Below are 16,411 nucleotides of genomic sequence, written 5' to 3'. Positions count from 1 at the left end.
ACTATTCAATCAAAGACATGCCAACTGATAATTTCAATCAAGTATGCATTTTTTGCAGCTTATATGCTTTTAATTCCTGCATATTAATCATACCCACACATGCAGCCCGCGCACCCGCCAAAGTAGTATAGTAAGTTACTCTGGCTTGCAACGCTGCATGACGAATTGAATAAGAATCGCGTATTGCGCTGCGTTTATTTTTGACGGTATTAATGATTAAGTTGATTTCACCATTCTTAATCATATCCACAATATGTGGGCGCCCCTCAGCAACCTTATTGACAGCCATCACCCGCAGGCCTGCTTCAGTCAGTGTTGCAGCCGTTCCCCGTGTAGCATAAAGTGTAAACCCGAGTTTCGCAAGATCATGTGCGATTTCGATTACATGAGATTTATCCGATTGGCGTACACTAATAAAAGCCGTACCTGATTTTGGCAACCGGATATCCGACGCGAGCTGAGATTTAACAAATGCCTCAGCAAATGTATCACCAATACCCATTACCTCTCCGGTCGATTTCATTTCTGGCCCCAAGATCGTATCTACACCAGGAAGCTTAATAAAAGGAAAAACTGCTTCTTTGACAGAATAAAATGCAGGCGTTACTTCCTGTGTTACACCCTGTTGCTTCAATGTCTTACCTGTCATACAGCGCGCAGAGATTTTAGCTAGCTGCAGACTTGTTGCCTTGGAAACAAACGGAACAGTCCGGGATGCCCGAGGATTGACCTCCAAAACATAGACGCTCCCATCCTGGATAGCAAACTGCACATTCATTAGCCCCACAACATGCAATGCACGCGCCATGGCCACTGTTTGGCGACGCAACTCATCTTGGATTGCCGATTGCAAACTGAACGGCGGCAATGAACAGGCGGAATCGCCCGAATGAACACCAGCCTCTTCAATATGTTCCATGATACCACCAATCAACACGGTTTCACCATCATGTATCGCGTCAATATCCACCTCAGCCGCATTGGTCAAAAAATGATCGAGCAAAACAGGTGAATCGTTGGATACTTTTACCGCCTCACGCATATACCGTTCCAGATCGTTTTGTTCGTGCACAATTTCCATAGCACGACCACCCAGCACATAACTCGGCCGGACAACCAGGGGGTAACCAATTTCCTCAGCAGCAACCAGCGCAGCTTCAGGATTTCGTGCCGTACGATTTGGCGGTTGCTTTAACCCGAGTTCTTGCAGCATTTTCTGGAAACGTTCTCGATCTTCAGCGCAATCGATCATATCAGGACTGGTGCCGATAATCGGTACGCCGTTGGCTTCCAGATCTCTTGCAAGCTTCAATGGCGTCTGTCCACCGTAATGCACAATCACGCCTTCCGGTTTTTCAACAGCCACAATTTCCAGCACATCCTCGAGTGTCAACGGTTCAAAGTATAGCCGATCCGAAGTATCGTAATCAGTTGAAACCGTTTCAGGATTACAGTTCACCATAATGGTTTCATAACCGTCTTCCCGTAACGCCAGAGCAGCATGCACACAACAGTAATCAAATTCAATACCTTGACCTATCCGGTTAGGGCCACCACCGAGTACCATAATTTTCTTTTTGTCGGTTGGTTGCGCTTCACACTCCTCTTCATAAGTGGAATACATATACGCCGTACTGGTAGCGAATTCCGCAGCACAGGTATCCACACGCTTATAGACAGGCCGCAAATTATACCGATGGCGATATACACGCACCGCAGTCTGGTCTGTGTTCAGCAGCTTTGCCAGTCTTCGATCTGAAAAGCCATTCCGTTTAAATCTACGCAATGCTTGTTCATCCAGTGTCTCCAATCTTTTTTTGGACAACGATTGTTCCTGCCTGACCAAATCCTCAATTTGCGCCAGAAACCAGGGATCAATACGCGTCAACTGAAAAACATCGTCTACAGTCAAACCACCACGAAATGCATCAGCAATGTACCAGATACGTTCCGAACCTGGATTGGCCAGTTCGGACTCTATTTTCTCCAGATTGTTTGTCTTCTCATCCAGACCGTCAACACCTATTTCCAATCCGCGCAAAGCTTTTTGCAGCGATTCTTGAAATGTTCTGCCGATGGCCATCACTTCACCGACAGATTTCATCTGTGTTGTCAATCGATCATTGGTTTGCGGAAATTTTTCAAATGCAAAACGCGGCACTTTGGTTACAACATAGTCGATTGTGGGTTCAAATGACGCCGGTGTAATTCCACCGGTAATATCGTTACCAAGTTCATACAGGGTATAACCCACTGCAAGCTTTGCGGCAATTTTAGCAATAGGAAATCCGGTAGCCTTTGAGGCCAGTGCTGAAGAACGGGATACACGAGGATTCATCTCAATGACCAGCATCCGTCCATCATCCGGGTTAATCGCAAACTGCACATTCGACCCGCCCGTTTCAACACCGATTTCACGCAATACTGCAATGGAAGCGTTACGCATCAACTGATACTCTTTGTCCGTCAATGTCTGCGCTGGCGCAACGGTAATCGAATCGCCGGTATGAATACCCATGGGGTCAAAGTTTTCAATGGAACATATGATGATACAGTTATCCTCTTTGTCCCGGACAACTTCCATCTCATATTCTTTCCAGCCTATCACGGATTCTTCGATCAACAATTCCTTAGTCGGCGAAGCATCCAATCCGCGTTCACAGATACCAACAAATTCTTCACGATTATAGGCAATTCCACCGCCACTTCCACCCATCGTGAAAGATGGACGAATAATGACAGGATAACCCACCATGGCCTGCACCTGAAGTGCTTCCTCCATACTGTGCGCCATAGCTGAACGTGCAGAATTCAGACCTATCCGGGACATCGCCTGTTTAAATTTTTCCCTGTCTTCCGCCTTATCGATTGCTTCACGTGAGGCGCCGATCAATTCCACGTTATACTTGTCAAGCACGTTATGCTTGACCAGATCAAGCGCACAATTAAGCGCCGTCTGTCCGCCCATTGTCGGCAACAGTGCATCCGGGCGTTCAGCATCAATGATTTTTTCCACCATTTGCCATGTAATGGGCTCAATATAAGTTGCATCGGCCATTTCCGGATCGGTCATGATTGTAGCCGGATTGGAATTCACCAAAATGATGCGATACCCTTCTTCACGCAGCGCTTTGCAAGCCTGTACCCCTGAGTAATCGAATTCACATGCTTGACCAATAATAATGGGACCAGCACCGATTATAAGAATGGATTGTATGTCGGCGCGTTTAGGCATTTTCAGATATTGACCTGATTTTATTATTATAAGAATAAATGAACTGCATTAATTTCTAGCGTTTTGCATCATTTCAATAAATCGATCAAAAAGATAATCGGCTTCATGCGGACCGGGGCTTGCTTCCGGATGACCCTGGAAGCAAAAAGCGGGTTTATCCATCAACTCGAGTCCCTGCAGACTGCCGTCGAAGAGTGAAACATGTGTAACACGGATGTTATCGGGCAACGTATCGTCACTTACTGCAAAACCATGGTTCTGACTGGTAATAAAAACTCTTTTACTGCTAACATCCTGCACCGGATGATTGGCGCCATGATGGCCAAATTTCATTTTGAGTGTCTGCGCACCACTTGCCAACGCCAATAACTGGTGTCCAAGACAAATACCAAAAATCGGTATATTTTTTTCCAATAATTTGCGTGTTGCGGCTATCGCATAGTCGCATGGTTCCGGATCGCCCGGACCATTTGACAAAAAAACACCATCCGGCTGCAAGGCCAAAATCTCTTCAGCAGATGTCTGCGCCGGCATCACGGTTATTTTGCAGCCACGCTGCGCCAGTTTCCGCAAAATAGTGCGTTTAATGCCAAAATCCAATGCCGCCACGTGAAAATGCACACTTTCCTGCTTCCCATAGCCTGATCCCAGCAACCATTCACCCTCATTCCATGTATAGGGCTTTTGACACGAAACAACCTTTGCCAAGTCCATCCCGGTCAATCCAGGATAAGCACGTGCATATTCAATTGCCTGCTCCTGATCAATCTGACCAGCCATAATACAACCCGATTGCGCTCCTTTTTCACGCAAAATACGTGTCAGCTTACGGGTATCAATTTCAGCTATGGCCACCACCCTCTGACTTAACAGAAAATCCGTTAGTCGCTGCTCTTGGCGCCAGCTACTCGCCCTTATTGGCAAATCACGTATCACCAGTCCCGCCGCATAGACTTTATCGACATTACCCGATTCAAAATCTTCCGGGTTGGCACCGGTGTTGCCAATATGCGGATAAGTCAATGTGATAATCTGCTGACAATAAGAAGGGTCAGTCAGTATTTCCTGATAACCTGTCATCGCAGTATTAAAAGCAACTTCGCCCGTCGTGATACCCTCTACACCAATAGAAATGCCATCAAAAACAGTTCCATCTGCAAGTGCAAGAATGGCATGCGGGCATTGTGACACAAGAGCTCCTTGGATTTTGATTCGTAGTATTAAAGAATCGGGGGGAAATTCAGATTTACCCGATTTTTGAAGTAGAAATTATACGTGAAAACATTTCGAGTTTCTATGCAAAAGCACCATCTAACGGCTTCCAACCTGATATATTGTTTGCGTTATGGAACAAGTGCACTTACATTTCCATGCAGTGCTTAAAGACTTTATTGCGCCGATTGAGCGACATAAAGTGATTGTTCATGACTTTAACCGCAAAGCGTCTGTCAAGGATGTGATTGAATCCTACAATGTTCCACACACAGAAATCGACTTGATACTTGTCAATGGCATTTCGGTTGACTTCAATTATATCGTACAGAACGAAGATGAAATTCATGTCCATCCACGTTATCCGACACCCAAAAAATTCATCGTCACACCAATTTTACATTTGTCCCCACCGATATCAGGCACACCCAAATTTATTGTCGATGTCAATTTGGGCAGGTTAGCGCGTTATCTAAGGCTGCTTGGTCTCGATTGTCTGTACTGTAATCATTTTGAAGATAAGACAATCGCCGAAATTTCCAGCAAAACTCAACGTATCGTATTAACCCGGGATCGCAAGCTGTTACAGAGAAAAATTATTATCTTCGGATATTTTGTACGCGCAGATATTCCCAAAACCCAAGTCATGGAAGTTCTTACTCAATTCAATTTGCGTCCTTTGTTAAAGCCCCTGACACGCTGCACGTATTGCAACGGAAAATTAATTCAGACCGAAAAAAGAGATATCACACACCGCCTCAAGCCATTGACCAATAAACACTATGACAAATTCCTGATCTGTTCAGAATGCGACCAGATATACTGGCAAGGTAGCCATAGCGCACATGTCGAATGTTTAATTAAGGAACTCACTGACAATTCGTAATCGTCACCTCCCATCTTGGTTACCCTACCAAGATGGGAGGACACTTCAATGATAATAAACTCAAGATTCCGGTCTATTCCGCATTATTTCTGATTGCGCACCTTTAATCTCGTTTTCCAGAGACTCTATTTGTGTTTCCAATCCTTCGAACAAGCCCTTAACCTCTGTAGATTTATCCTGAGACTGCATCTCTAGCAGGGCAATTTTATTTTCCAGAGAATCGATACGCGCCTGCAATTGTCCATCCGCCTGTTCGCTTTCCGGCCCGGCCATATGCGTAAACTCGACACTATCCTCATAGGGCTCGCGGGTTGTTCCGGTAATTTTAATGACGATACCGGCGACAAGACCACCGACAATTGCAATACCCAACGTAATACCGATACCGGTTAACTGTGCCGTGGCAACACCTGGAACGACCAACAATGCACTAAATCCTCCCAATAATCCGGGCATGCCATGCAGATTATGGACCCCGCAGGTATCAATAAGCTTGAATTTTTTTTCCAGCATGGGCAAGAGGAAAACATAACCCAGTACAGAAATTGCCCCAGCCAACAAGCCGATGCCAAATGCACCCGAAGGCGATACCACATCACACACCGACCCAATACCGACACCCCCAGCCAATGCAGCATTGGCCATATCGACCATGGATGTTTTACCACCGTTCAATTTGTAACTTAAGAAATAGGTTGCAATTGTAGCGCCAGACAACGCCAATAATGTATTGGCAACCGTCTGCGGCATGTCCTCAAGCGGTGCAAGCGCCGTTGCAAAACTCGGCCAGAAAAGCCATAACACCATGGAACCCAGCATTGCAAAGCGATCTGAAGTATGATCGGATTCAATCGGTTTGCTGCGCTGATATTCTGTGGTCAGCACAATCGACATGGCCAGACCGAAATAAGCGCCGAATGCGTGAATCACAACTGACCCTGCCGTGTCCTGAAAGCCGGTCGTCAGGCCTAGCGCATCATCCAATACTATCCATTCATTCAGTAAATATAGCGGCACCACCAAAAGCGCCAGTAAGGCATATTGAAAGACGCGCAATCGACCCAATACTGCGCCCATGGCAATGAGCGCGGTGGCAACCGATAATTCAGCAAACAATATCGCATCCAGTGTATGCGGATCTAGATGATGTCCAAAAATGCCATTGGCGCGCAACAGAATATACAGCGGCAATCCAACAGCAACAACCAGGTAAGTACCCGTTACTGCTCCGAAACCATAGCGACGCACAAAAACCATCAAAAAGCCGAAACCGATCAGTAACATCGCCAGAATATGGATGATGTAATTATACTGCGCAACGGTTCGCGCTTCGCTCATGACCGGCGCAGCTTCTGCACTTACCCAACTGCTGAAACCCAGGAGAAACGCACTCACTGCTCCCAGCAATATCAAGCTAAAGCCCTTTTTCATATTATTAATCCTTATATAATGAATATATTTGTGGGGAAGAATTTTTATGTAAAGCACACCCCGGGGTAGAGTGTGAACCCTAATCACCATAAATACAATAGGGTTTTATAGGTGAGTTTACTCGATAAAAAGAAATCTTATCGGAAATATACGGTAATTTAAGCCAAACCTGGCTTTATTGAATCCCGGAATTTAGGGCGGTGAAACGAAAATACTTTGAATTTACTAGAATTAACGCTGGAAGAACAGTTAATGCTGCTTGAACTGCAAATTGGCGGACCGAATCTAACGATTAGATTGCGCACGAAAAAATAAACGAACGCAATCTAACCTTTTTCTATTTTAATCACACTTTTTTCCTAACCAACACGATTGATAGATTCAAGTCAAAAAAGATTGACTTGCATGCCTAGCGATATCGCAAGAAATTCTCGCTGAATCGGCTTTTGAAAAAAAATCAAAACATTTCTGTTATCTCACGCTGTATTTCAGACTCATCAAAATAGTCCAGATCATCTTCAACAAACTCCATTTCATCGATGATTTCTACGACGCGGCTTTCAGCGGTCATGTCTTCCATCACTTCATCGAAATCGTCCAAATCATCGATATCCTCAATAGAAAATTCCATGTCCATCGCAGCATTCCTCCATAAAAGAAAGATTAACGGGAAATCACATTAGACATCATGCAGCGTATCAGTTAAAGCACAGACAGTTAGTGATTTATCCCACAATTCCATGTTTAAAAAACAAGAGAACAATTTATCAAACGGAAAAACACCGAGATAATTCAGCTTTTTGTATGTAATGCGTTATTTTGCTATTATTTTGGCCCGTGAATTATGAAGACCGAACGGTTCCATTTTACCGGCTGGTTTCGGCGGATCTGCTGAAAAGCTTCCAAAACGAACTCGAACCACAAACTCGGCAGCTATATGTCGCAGCAGTAATGGCAAGAATGGGTGTCACCGGATATTGACTATATCGAGTAATGTCCAGGGTTGTCCGTCCCGTCCACTGAGTAAAAAAGATTTACTCAACAACCACCAACGGCCAACCGATTAGCAACACCGTTATAGTGACCACCGCTGCCAGCACATTCATCGGCAGCCCGACTTTGAGAAAATCCGTAAAACGGTATCCGCCCGGCCCATAGACCATCAGGTTGGTCTGATAACCCAGAGGCGTTGCAAAGCTTGCGGATGAGGCCATCATGATGGCTAAAATGAACGGCACGTTATTGAGATCTGCTTTTTCGGTAATTTCCAGCACGATAGGCAGCATGAGCAGTGCTGCGGCATTATTGGTAATCATTTCAGTTAACACCGAAACCGTCAAATACGTCAGGATGAGCAATAGCCAAGGTGTACCGTTGCTTATATCCACCATATTTTGCGCGATGTATTCCGCAACGCCAGTTTTTTGCAGTGCAATCCCTAAAGCGAACGAAGCCGCAATGGTGATAATGACCGTCAAATCGAGACTTTTTTCCGCCTGACTGGCCGAGCAGCATCCTGTGATCACCATTAATCCCGCACCGACGAGCGCGGCATTGAGCATACTGATGATCTCAAAGCCTGCTGCGGCAATAATGCCGACCAGTATTGCCCAGGCAAGATATGCACGTTCATGACGCGGCGATTCGGTATTCAGATCGCTGATTAACAAAAAATCCTTGTTATAGCGCTGACGGCTGACAAAAGCCGGTCTTGCCTCGAGTAACAAGGTATCGCCTGCCTGCAACTTGATGGTACCCAGGTTCCCCTTGATACGTTCACCGTTGCGCGCCACGGCCAGCACGACCGCACCATACTGCGACCTGAACCGCGTATCGCGAATAGCTCTCCCGATTGCCGCGCAGTGCGGGGATACCACAGCTTCCACCAAACGTCTTTCGGCACGCTGTGTCATCAACACATGTGCTTGATCATCCTCGGTTGATGGTACGATACCATTGATACGAAGCAAGTCAGAAATGGCATCGATTTCTCCCGCAAAAACCAAACGGTCACCACTCTGTAATGTCTCTTCGGATGAAACTGCGGTAATAACAGTACCGTCTCTATCGATTTCAACCAGATAAACGCGCCGCAAATGTCTCAACCCGGCTTCCTCTACAGTTTTACCGACGAGCGGCCCATTCGGAGCAACGGATACTTCCAGCGTAAATTCACGAAGATTAGAGAAAGCCTCACTCTTGGTCCGATCCGGCAGCAAACGCGGAAACCATAACCACATCAGTAGAAATCCGGCAAGCGCCACAGGTAACCCAACTGCCGTAATCGAAAATAACGAAAAACCAGGTTCACCGGTCAATGTCTGATACTGGCCATTAACGATTAAATTCGTACTGGTTCCAATCAGCGTCAACGTACCGCCAAGAATAGCGGTATAACTTAAAGGAATCATGAGCTTGGACGGGGAAATCCCGATTTTACGCGACCAGGTATAAATTGCCGGGATCATGGTTGCAACGACAGGCGTGTTATTGAGAAAACCGCTCAATGCCACCACGGGAAAAAAAATTCTTGATAGCGCTGAACGGACTGTCTTTGGACGGCCAAGTATGTGATTGACTAGTAAATCAATCGCTCCCGAAGCGTGCATGCCCGCAGCGACGACAAACATGGCCGCCACCGTGATCAAACCCGAATTGCTAAAACCCAGTAAAGCTTCTTCACTGGTTAAAATGCCTGAAACACTTAAAATCGTCAGTGCTGCGACCATAACCAGATGGGGACCAATACGGGTAAATGTCAGCGTCAATAACACGGCGACACATAGTCCCATCGCAAACCAACCTTGCCATTCCATTATCCTGATACCCCAGAAAAAAATCCCGTGCGTAATATACAGCAGTCATCAATATAATTGGAAATAATATATTTTGATTATCATATATATTTTTGTTATATATGATTTTTGTATACGCGGCAGGCTTCGGTACCGCAAAGCGTTTTAAAGATCAGGCCAGTCAAGCTAAATAATGGTATGCTTTCACGCTGATAATGAATAAATTGCTTCTAAAAATAAGAAATACAGCTGATTTAAGACGACGCCTCTATAAATTCAACGTTTTAAACAAGACCAAGACGAGGCGAGAACAGAAAATACTGCCGCAGCATATGATTGATATGCAAGGATATATTTTTTGTGAACAACAAAGTATTGTGACAAAATATGGATTTTTAGAGATGTCCTGAATAAAATATCTTTATTCTACCCCATCATCAACAACTTAATTGTATTGCTTATATGAAAGATTTATTGGTTAGCTTGTCTCTCTATGGATTGGCGCTCGTTCTTTATAGCCATCTTCTCAATGAAAATTTTGACCACGGCGGCAACAGCGGCAGTTATCCCGCTGCGAGTTGGAATTACAAGGAAAAGCTCGCTGGATATACCGATCGCGAACGGCCTTATCGCCAAGCTTCTTTATCTGATGACAACAATCGCGAATTATATCGCTAATGCTTCATCAAAATTGACATGACATTTGCCATTGGCCAAATGTATTTATCTGTTATTAACCTGAGTTGCTAAGAACGACCCGGTAGCGCGCCTTGCCACTGGCCAGATGCGCTATCGCTTCGTTTGCCTGATCAAAGCGAAAATACTCAACAACAGGCTTGATCTTGTGCTGCACTGCAAAATCCAGCATGGTGCGGATTGTATCCGGGCTGCCTACCGGAGAACCTGAAATACTGCGCTGCCCCAAAATTAATGGAAAAACCCCAATATCCAGCGGCTCCAAAGTCGCTCCAACAAAATGCAGACGGCCTTTGGGGCTCAACATGGCAACATAAGCATTCCAATCCAATCCGGCCTGAACAGTAGATAAAATCAGATCGAATTGTCCGGCTGCCGCTTCCAGTGTCGCGGAGTCGGTTGAATTTAATACCTGATACGCGCCAAGTTTCAGAATTTCGTCCTTTTTACTTTCATTGTGCGTAAATGCAGTAACATGACATCCCCAGGCATTCAGAAATTGCAGCGCCAAATGGCCTAATCCGCCAATACCGATGACGCCCACCCTGGCGGTTGGTTTAATATTGAACTGCATCAATGGATTGAAAACAGTGATACCGCCGCAAAACAATGGCCCTGCACTTTGCGCATCCAGCTCGCGCGGCAGTTCGACTACACTTGCAGCCTGCGCACGAACCCTGTCTGCAATTCCGCCATGCCGTCCAATAAGCGTTCCCTGCGCCTGTGCGCAAAGATTATGATCGCCGGACATACAGCTATGGCAGTGCATACAGTAACCGGCATGCCAACCCAGACCCACCCGTTGGCCTGGCCGAACATGCTGCACTTGATCACCGATACCGGCAATTGTCCCGATGATTTCATGTCCCGGCACAAACGGGTATTGTGTCATACCCCATTCATTTTGCAGCATACTAATGTCGCTATAACATATTCCGCAATGTTCAACGACAATTTCAACATCCTGCGGCCCCATCGGCCCCGGATCATACTCATACGGCTCAAGCTTGCCGCCTGGCTCTGACGCAGCGTAGGCTTTAAACATGTTATCTCCCTGAAGTTACCTTATTTCGCCATTGTGTTCTGCATTGTATCGTGTTCCGCGCTCAATACACACGCCAATTCTTTTGACACCCCGTATAATATCCAGCTTTGCAACACTGATTCTCACCCACGGCGACTTAAATTCTTTCATAATGGTGTGCGCAATATGCTCGGCCAGCGCTTCCAGTAACATAAAATGTTTTTTCTCGAGAATCTCACGAATACATTCAACAACACGTGCATAGTCAACTGCATGATCAATGCTGTCTGTCTCAGCCGCGCGTTTATCGGGTAAGGCAATTTCAAGATCCAGTTGTATCGTTTGTGCGACCTTGCGTTCCCAAGGATAAATACCAATTAATGTTTTGGCCTTGAAATCGCTAAGAAAAATAATATCCATTATTGACGGCGAAATGTAATCATTCGGACTGTTTTTTACTATAATTCTATTCTAATTTACTGGAGCGATACTAATTCTTATGACGCTATTGGCTTTTATTTTTCTTGCCTATCTTATTGGATCAATTCCTTTTGCACTGATTTCCAGCTGGATTTTCAAGCTCCCAGATCCGCGCACATATGGCTCGAAAAATCCCGGCGCAACCAACGTTCTACGCAGCGGCAAAAAAGCGGCAGCTGTGTTAACGCTGCTGGGCGATGCTGGCAAGGGCTGGCTGGCGATCACACTGGCACACTATTTTGCACCACCCTGGAATTTGGGCAATGAAGTTGTCGCCGTTGTGGCGCTCGCAGTATTTCTGGGTCATGTATTTCCTGTATTCTTGAATTTCCAGGGCGGCAAAGGCGTTGCAACAGCCGTAGGTGTGTTACTGGGACTCAGTCCAATGCTCGGCCTGCTTGCAATGGCGACCTGGGTCGCGGTTGCCGTCATTTCCCGTTACTCTTCGTTATCCGCTTTGGTTTCAGCTGCACTGGCGCCCATCTTTGCATACCTCCTATTCGGATTTACTCTGAATACGCTGACTGTCTTCCTGATGGCACTCATGCTGATCTGGCGTCACCAGGCCAACATTTCCAATCTTATAGCCGGCAAGGAAAGCCGTATCGGTCAAAAAAAAACGTCTCCCTGATCAACGCTTGCAAACATTTATGTGTAATTATCAGTATTACAGATTTGCATTTGTTATAAACGAGCCAACAGCAATTGCCTGATTTCGGCATCGGTTAAGACTATGGGATTGGTTTTCATGCTGCTGCCCCGTGAATTGGCTACCACTGGATCCAATGCCACTTCTTTCAATCCATAATGAGACAAACGCGGCAGCCCAAGTTGCTGTGTCCATTCGGACAGCAGTTGTATCAATGCAGCATGCGCCGACGCTTCATCATGAAAATGTTTTTGACACAATATTCCGGCTGCCTGCGCATATTTTGCCAATGCCTTATTACCGGGTTCCCTGGCCAGCATACTGTTTATGTTTATCGCTGTTGCAGATGCAACCAAAGTACCGCATACCACCCCATGCGGGATCGGATAAAATGCGCCCAAAGGCGATGCCAGTCCATGCACCGACCCGAGACCTACTTGCGCCAGGGTAATCCCTGAGAGCAAGGCGGCATAAGCCATTTTTTCACGACATTGCTCAATCTTCTCATCGGGTTGCACATTTTGCTGTACGCTGTGCCGATACAGCGGAATCAATGCCTCTCTTGCAGCTTGCAATCCACTGACCGCCAATGCATCTGTAAATGCATTGGATTTAAGCGAAACATACGATTCCAGTAACTGGGTCAATGCATCCATACCATTGGCGGCAATCACATTGGGTGGACAACCGCTCAACAATTCCGGGTCGACAATGGCATATTCGGCAACCAGTTTCTCATGACGGAAAGATTTCTTGAATCCCTGCTCACCTTGCACACTCAGCACAGCATTTTTGGTCGCTTCACTGCCGGTACCCGCTGTTGTCGGTACTGCAATCAACGGTATCGCAGGCCCTTCATAGGGTAATTCCGGTCCGATGCCTTCAAGATAATCCATAACCGAACGCTGCACTTTCAACAAACCCGCTATGGCCTTGGCCGCATCAAGCGCGCTGCCGCCACCGATACCCACGACAACATCGAAAGAATGTCCAGAGTATGCCCTGACGGTATCATCGATTAAAGCCGGAGAAGGCTCATCTGCAACGGTGCAATGAGAATAACCGATCGACCTGAGCGTTAACGCGCTCAAGAACGACTGCCAACCTGGAATATTGTTATACGAATGCGCGCCCGTCACTAACAAAATATTCGATCCGTATCCTGTGACAATATCCGGTAATTTATCAAAGACACCTGAGCCAAACTCGATTCGCGGCAATCTTGCAATGGAGAAATTAAACATCAGGCATTTACCACAGGATATAATCCTTGAAATACAACGCCCTGTCGCGGCCCGGCTATCCAGTCGGCCACGGTTTCGCGCCACGCAAGATAGTGTTCGGTTTCTTTATGGGCCGCAGCATCCTGTTGTGTTTTGTAGGCTTCGTAAAGCACAAATTTTGTCGGCTCGTCAGTTGACTGCAAAATATCAAAGCGCATATTACCGGGTTCCTGAACAGAACCCTCGTGGTTTAACCGGCAAGCCTCCTTGAACGCTTCTACATATTCCGGCTTAACTGAAACATGCACAATGGTTACATACATTATCGTTCCTCCTTGAGTTTACTGGTTTATTAACGTTCACACCTCATTCCGGTAAAGCATACCATCAAACGGAGCAGTTGTTGGATGACCTAGAATATAGTAAAAAGGGGTATGGGTATTCATTTGACTAATCATCGTTTATTTACAACCCACGCCCAGCAGGCTGGGTGCCGCTATAAAAATGGCCATCATTCGTATTAAAAATCTGTTGCTACGCACGTATATCGGCTTTAACGATGAAGAGATCGACAAGATGCAGGATGTCGTTATTAATCTGATGATTGATGTCGATCTGAACCTGGCGATTAAAAATGATTCAGTAGACAACTCGTATAATTACAAAACTATTACAAAAAATATCATTGCGCTGGTTCAGGGGCAAAAATTCAAGATGCTGGAAAAATTAACGCAATCTATCTTGAATGAAATCATGAAAAACAAGAAAGTCCGTTTTGCCAGAGTGGAAGTCGACAAACCGCATGCACTGCGTTTCGCGGAATCGGTTTCGGTTGAACTGGAAGCGACACGCGATGTCATTGCGGACAAGTGCTAACCGATGAAGAACGATACAAATGAATGCATCATCGGCATCGGATCCAACATCAATCCCGAAAAAAATGTCGAAGCAGCTCTTACAATTTTGAAGCAGGAGGTCGATGTCAACAAAACATCGACATGGATCAAAACCTCACCGATCGGCATTGTCAGTCAAAATGATTTTGTTAACGGTGCCGTGAAAGTCCACACCACCATGTCACGAAAAGAATTCAAAAATTATTTAAAAAACCTTGAAAACAGACTGGGACGAGATCGTTCGCTCCCTAAATTCGGCCCTAGAGTGATTGATCTGGACATCATTGTCTGGAACAGTGAAATTGTTGACAATGATTATTATAGAAGGGACTTTGTCAGGAATTCGGTTGACGAGTTAAGATAGCGCCAGAAACCGATAGAATTCAGAAATTTGCCCTGATACATCAATTTTCCAGGCATTCGTTTAAAATCCGTCACCCCACAACGCCAGTCAGCACGCTTTTTTCTGCCCGGACACCTTGCTAACCGTGAAAATGTTCTTATGTTATACAATGCATTCAGACGATAAAGATTACGAAAAAGGAGACATCAATGTCGATCAGCGAACTCTGTAATCGGGAAGTTGTTATCATACAGAAAGAAGAATCTGTACTTGAAGCCGCCAAGCTGATGCGTCAGCATCATGTGGGCGACGTGATCATCGTAGAAGAACAAAACGGCATCAAAAAACCCATTGGAATTGTAACCGACAGGGATCTTGTTATTGAAATCATGGCTACGGAACTGGACCCCGCGGTCATGACCGTCGGTGATATTACGACACCAAAACTTGTGACTGTTCATGAAAACACCGGGGTTTTCGACGTCATTCAATATATGCGACGCAACGCAATCAGACGCGCGCCGGTCATTGATAACCACGGTGGATTAGCAGGTATTATTACTTTGGATGATCTTTTGCAATTGTTGTCCGAAGAATTATCCGAACTTGCCACACTCGCAGGACGTGAAATTGAAAAAGAAACCAAACAGCGGCCTTAAATGAACACAATCTAGACATCACCGATTTTTCTTTTCCAATAAATCATAAAAATACCGTGAGTTGATCGAGCGGCCTATTTATGTCATAGTCAGTTTGTAATAACAAAAAATTGTTGATTAATTTCCCCTTCTTTTAAACTAAACCACCTATATCCAGAGGGAAGCGTTTTATGAAAAATAGCAACTATTCAAAATTAACTGTTGCCAGCATCGCCAGTCTAACCCTGACAATAATGGGTTGCGCTTCAAGCGGCGGCGGCAGTAATGTTCTCGGTTCGGTCGATAGCGGTTTGTCTTCTATTGAGCAATCCGCACAAGCCGGACGTCAAGCGATTGCCACAGGAACAACCGCTGCAACAGATATCGCAACCCAGACCAATGCGGCCATCGCATCAGGCACGGCAGCAGCGACAGGCATGTCCAACATGGCTGGTGCAGCGACCGGACAAATCGGCTTGGTGGATATCCTCTCCCAGCAACTCGGCATTTCGCAACATCAGGCTTTAGGCGGTGCAGGCGCAATTTTCCAGGCCGCACAATCTGGAATGGAACCACAAGCTTTTTCAACACTGTCCCAATCTGTTCCCGGAATCACAGAAATGCTCAATGCAGCCCCTGTGGTTTCAAATCCGCTGGGCGGCATGGGTAGCGGCGTATCCTCGCTGTTAGGCGGCGCAGGTAGCACCCTAAACAACGCAGCGTCACTTGCCACGTCGTTTCAGCAGCTAAACCTGTCACCGGATATGGTCGGTCAGTTTATACCGATTGTGACCGATTACGTGCAAAATGCCAGTGGACAGGTTACGGCGAACTTATTACGCTCAGCGCTAGGCGCACCATAATTTATGGAAAAGCACATAAAAAGCTGAACAAATGGGAAAA

The 16,411-nt window shown here is 45.8% G+C and carries 16 protein-coding genes; 7 read left to right on the top strand and 9 right to left on the bottom strand.

Features of this window, described 5'->3' with window-relative positions; translation table 11 throughout:
* Positions 1–37 precede the first annotated feature (37 nt).
* Both carB and carA read right to left on the bottom strand, forming a co-directional pair.
* On the bottom strand, positions 38–3,235 hold the full coding sequence (gene carB / locus MRK00_06765) for a carbamoyl-phosphate synthase large subunit (GenBank protein ID MDR4517072.1): 3,198 nt from the start codon (positions 3,233–3,235) through the stop codon (positions 38–40).
* 48 nt (positions 3,236–3,283) lie between these two features.
* Entirely contained in the window at positions 3,284–4,426 is a 1,143-nt protein-coding gene (gene carA, locus MRK00_06760) for a glutamine-hydrolyzing carbamoyl-phosphate synthase small subunit (GenBank protein ID MDR4517071.1), read from the bottom strand.
* A gap of 184 nt (positions 4,427–4,610) precedes the next feature.
* Here carA and MRK00_06755 point away from each other — a divergent pair, with 184 nt between their 5' ends.
* On the top strand, positions 4,611–5,333 hold the full coding sequence (locus MRK00_06755) for a Mut7-C ubiquitin/RNAse domain-containing protein (GenBank protein ID MDR4517070.1): 723 nt from the start codon (positions 4,611–4,613) through the stop codon (positions 5,331–5,333).
* A gap of 60 nt (positions 5,334–5,393) precedes the next feature.
* Here the strand turns inward: MRK00_06755 and MRK00_06750 are convergent, their stop codons facing one another.
* From MRK00_06750 to MRK00_06740, 3 genes are all read right to left on the bottom strand, one after another.
* On the bottom strand, positions 5,394–6,764 hold the full coding sequence (locus MRK00_06750) for an ammonium transporter (GenBank protein ID MDR4517069.1): 1,371 nt from the start codon (positions 6,762–6,764) through the stop codon (positions 5,394–5,396).
* A 457-nt stretch (positions 6,765–7,221) separates the two neighbouring features.
* Entirely contained in the window at positions 7,222–7,401 is a 180-nt protein-coding gene (locus MRK00_06745) for a hypothetical protein (GenBank protein MDR4517068.1), read from the bottom strand.
* Between the two features lie 397 nt (positions 7,402–7,798).
* Positions 7,799–9,580, bottom strand: coding sequence for an SLC13 family permease (locus MRK00_06740; GenBank protein MDR4517067.1), 1,782 nt, complete (start codon positions 9,578–9,580; stop codon positions 7,799–7,801).
* 441 nt (positions 9,581–10,021) lie between these two features.
* On the opposite strand from MRK00_06740, the gene MRK00_06735 reads away from it, so the two are divergent.
* Positions 10,022–10,237, top strand: a complete 216-nt coding sequence (locus MRK00_06735) for a hypothetical protein (protein ID MDR4517066.1) — start codon at positions 10,022–10,024, stop codon at positions 10,235–10,237.
* Positions 10,238–10,292: 55 nt separating this feature from the next.
* On the opposite strand, the gene MRK00_06730 is transcribed toward MRK00_06735, so the two are convergent.
* Both MRK00_06730 and MRK00_06725 read right to left on the bottom strand, forming a co-directional pair.
* Positions 10,293–11,300 (bottom strand): NAD(P)-dependent alcohol dehydrogenase, encoded by a 1,008-nt coding sequence (locus MRK00_06730; protein MDR4517065.1) that lies wholly within the window; start codon positions 11,298–11,300, stop codon positions 10,293–10,295.
* A 15-nt stretch (positions 11,301–11,315) separates the two neighbouring features.
* The gene (locus MRK00_06725) at positions 11,316–11,699 is read right to left on the bottom strand and encodes a dihydroneopterin aldolase (GenBank protein MDR4517064.1); all 384 of its coding nucleotides are present in this window, start codon (positions 11,697–11,699) and stop codon (positions 11,316–11,318) included.
* A 79-nt stretch (positions 11,700–11,778) separates the two neighbouring features.
* On the opposite strand from MRK00_06725, the gene plsY reads away from it, so the two are divergent.
* Positions 11,779–12,390, top strand: coding sequence for a glycerol-3-phosphate 1-O-acyltransferase PlsY (plsY, locus tag MRK00_06720; GenBank protein ID MDR4517063.1), 612 nt, complete (start codon positions 11,779–11,781; stop codon positions 12,388–12,390).
* Between the two features lie 53 nt (positions 12,391–12,443).
* Here plsY and MRK00_06715 read toward each other — a convergent pair whose 3' ends face one another.
* Both MRK00_06715 and MRK00_06710 read right to left on the bottom strand, forming a co-directional pair.
* Positions 12,444–13,652: an iron-containing alcohol dehydrogenase gene (locus MRK00_06715; GenBank protein ID MDR4517062.1), complete on the bottom strand. Its 1,209-nt coding sequence runs from the start codon at positions 13,650–13,652 to the stop codon at positions 12,444–12,446.
* Positions 13,652–13,954 carry an antibiotic biosynthesis monooxygenase gene (locus MRK00_06710; GenBank protein ID MDR4517061.1) on the bottom strand — a complete coding sequence of 101 codons (303 nt, stop codon included), beginning with the start codon at positions 13,952–13,954 and terminating at the stop codon, positions 13,652–13,654. The genes MRK00_06715 and MRK00_06710 overlap by 1 nt, the downstream gene beginning before the upstream one ends.
* 181 nt (positions 13,955–14,135) lie before the next feature.
* On the opposite strand from MRK00_06710, the gene folX reads away from it, so the two are divergent.
* The 4 genes from folX to MRK00_06690 all read left to right on the top strand — a co-directional run bounded on the left by folX (position 14,136) and on the right by MRK00_06690 (position 16,371).
* Positions 14,136–14,507 (top strand): dihydroneopterin triphosphate 2'-epimerase, encoded by a 372-nt coding sequence (gene folX / locus MRK00_06705; protein ID MDR4517060.1) that lies wholly within the window; start codon positions 14,136–14,138, stop codon positions 14,505–14,507.
* A gap of 3 nt (positions 14,508–14,510) precedes the next feature.
* On the top strand, positions 14,511–14,891 hold the full coding sequence (gene folK, locus MRK00_06700) for a 2-amino-4-hydroxy-6-hydroxymethyldihydropteridine diphosphokinase (protein ID MDR4517059.1): 381 nt from the start codon (positions 14,511–14,513) through the stop codon (positions 14,889–14,891).
* 188 nt (positions 14,892–15,079) lie between these two features.
* Complete coding sequence (locus MRK00_06695; GenBank protein ID MDR4517058.1) at positions 15,080–15,529, top strand: CBS domain-containing protein; 450 nt, start codon at positions 15,080–15,082, stop codon at positions 15,527–15,529.
* A gap of 170 nt (positions 15,530–15,699) precedes the next feature.
* Complete coding sequence (locus MRK00_06690) at positions 15,700–16,371, top strand: DUF2780 domain-containing protein (GenBank protein MDR4517057.1); 672 nt, start codon at positions 15,700–15,702, stop codon at positions 16,369–16,371.
* The last annotated feature ends 40 nt before the right edge of the window (positions 16,372–16,411 follow it).

The organism is Nitrosomonas sp., assembly GCA_031316255.1.
Lineage (GTDB): Bacteria > Pseudomonadota > Gammaproteobacteria > Burkholderiales > Nitrosomonadaceae > Nitrosomonas.
Note: the sequence above shows the minus strand (reverse complement) of the source record. Positions and strands in the feature narration are given on the sequence as shown.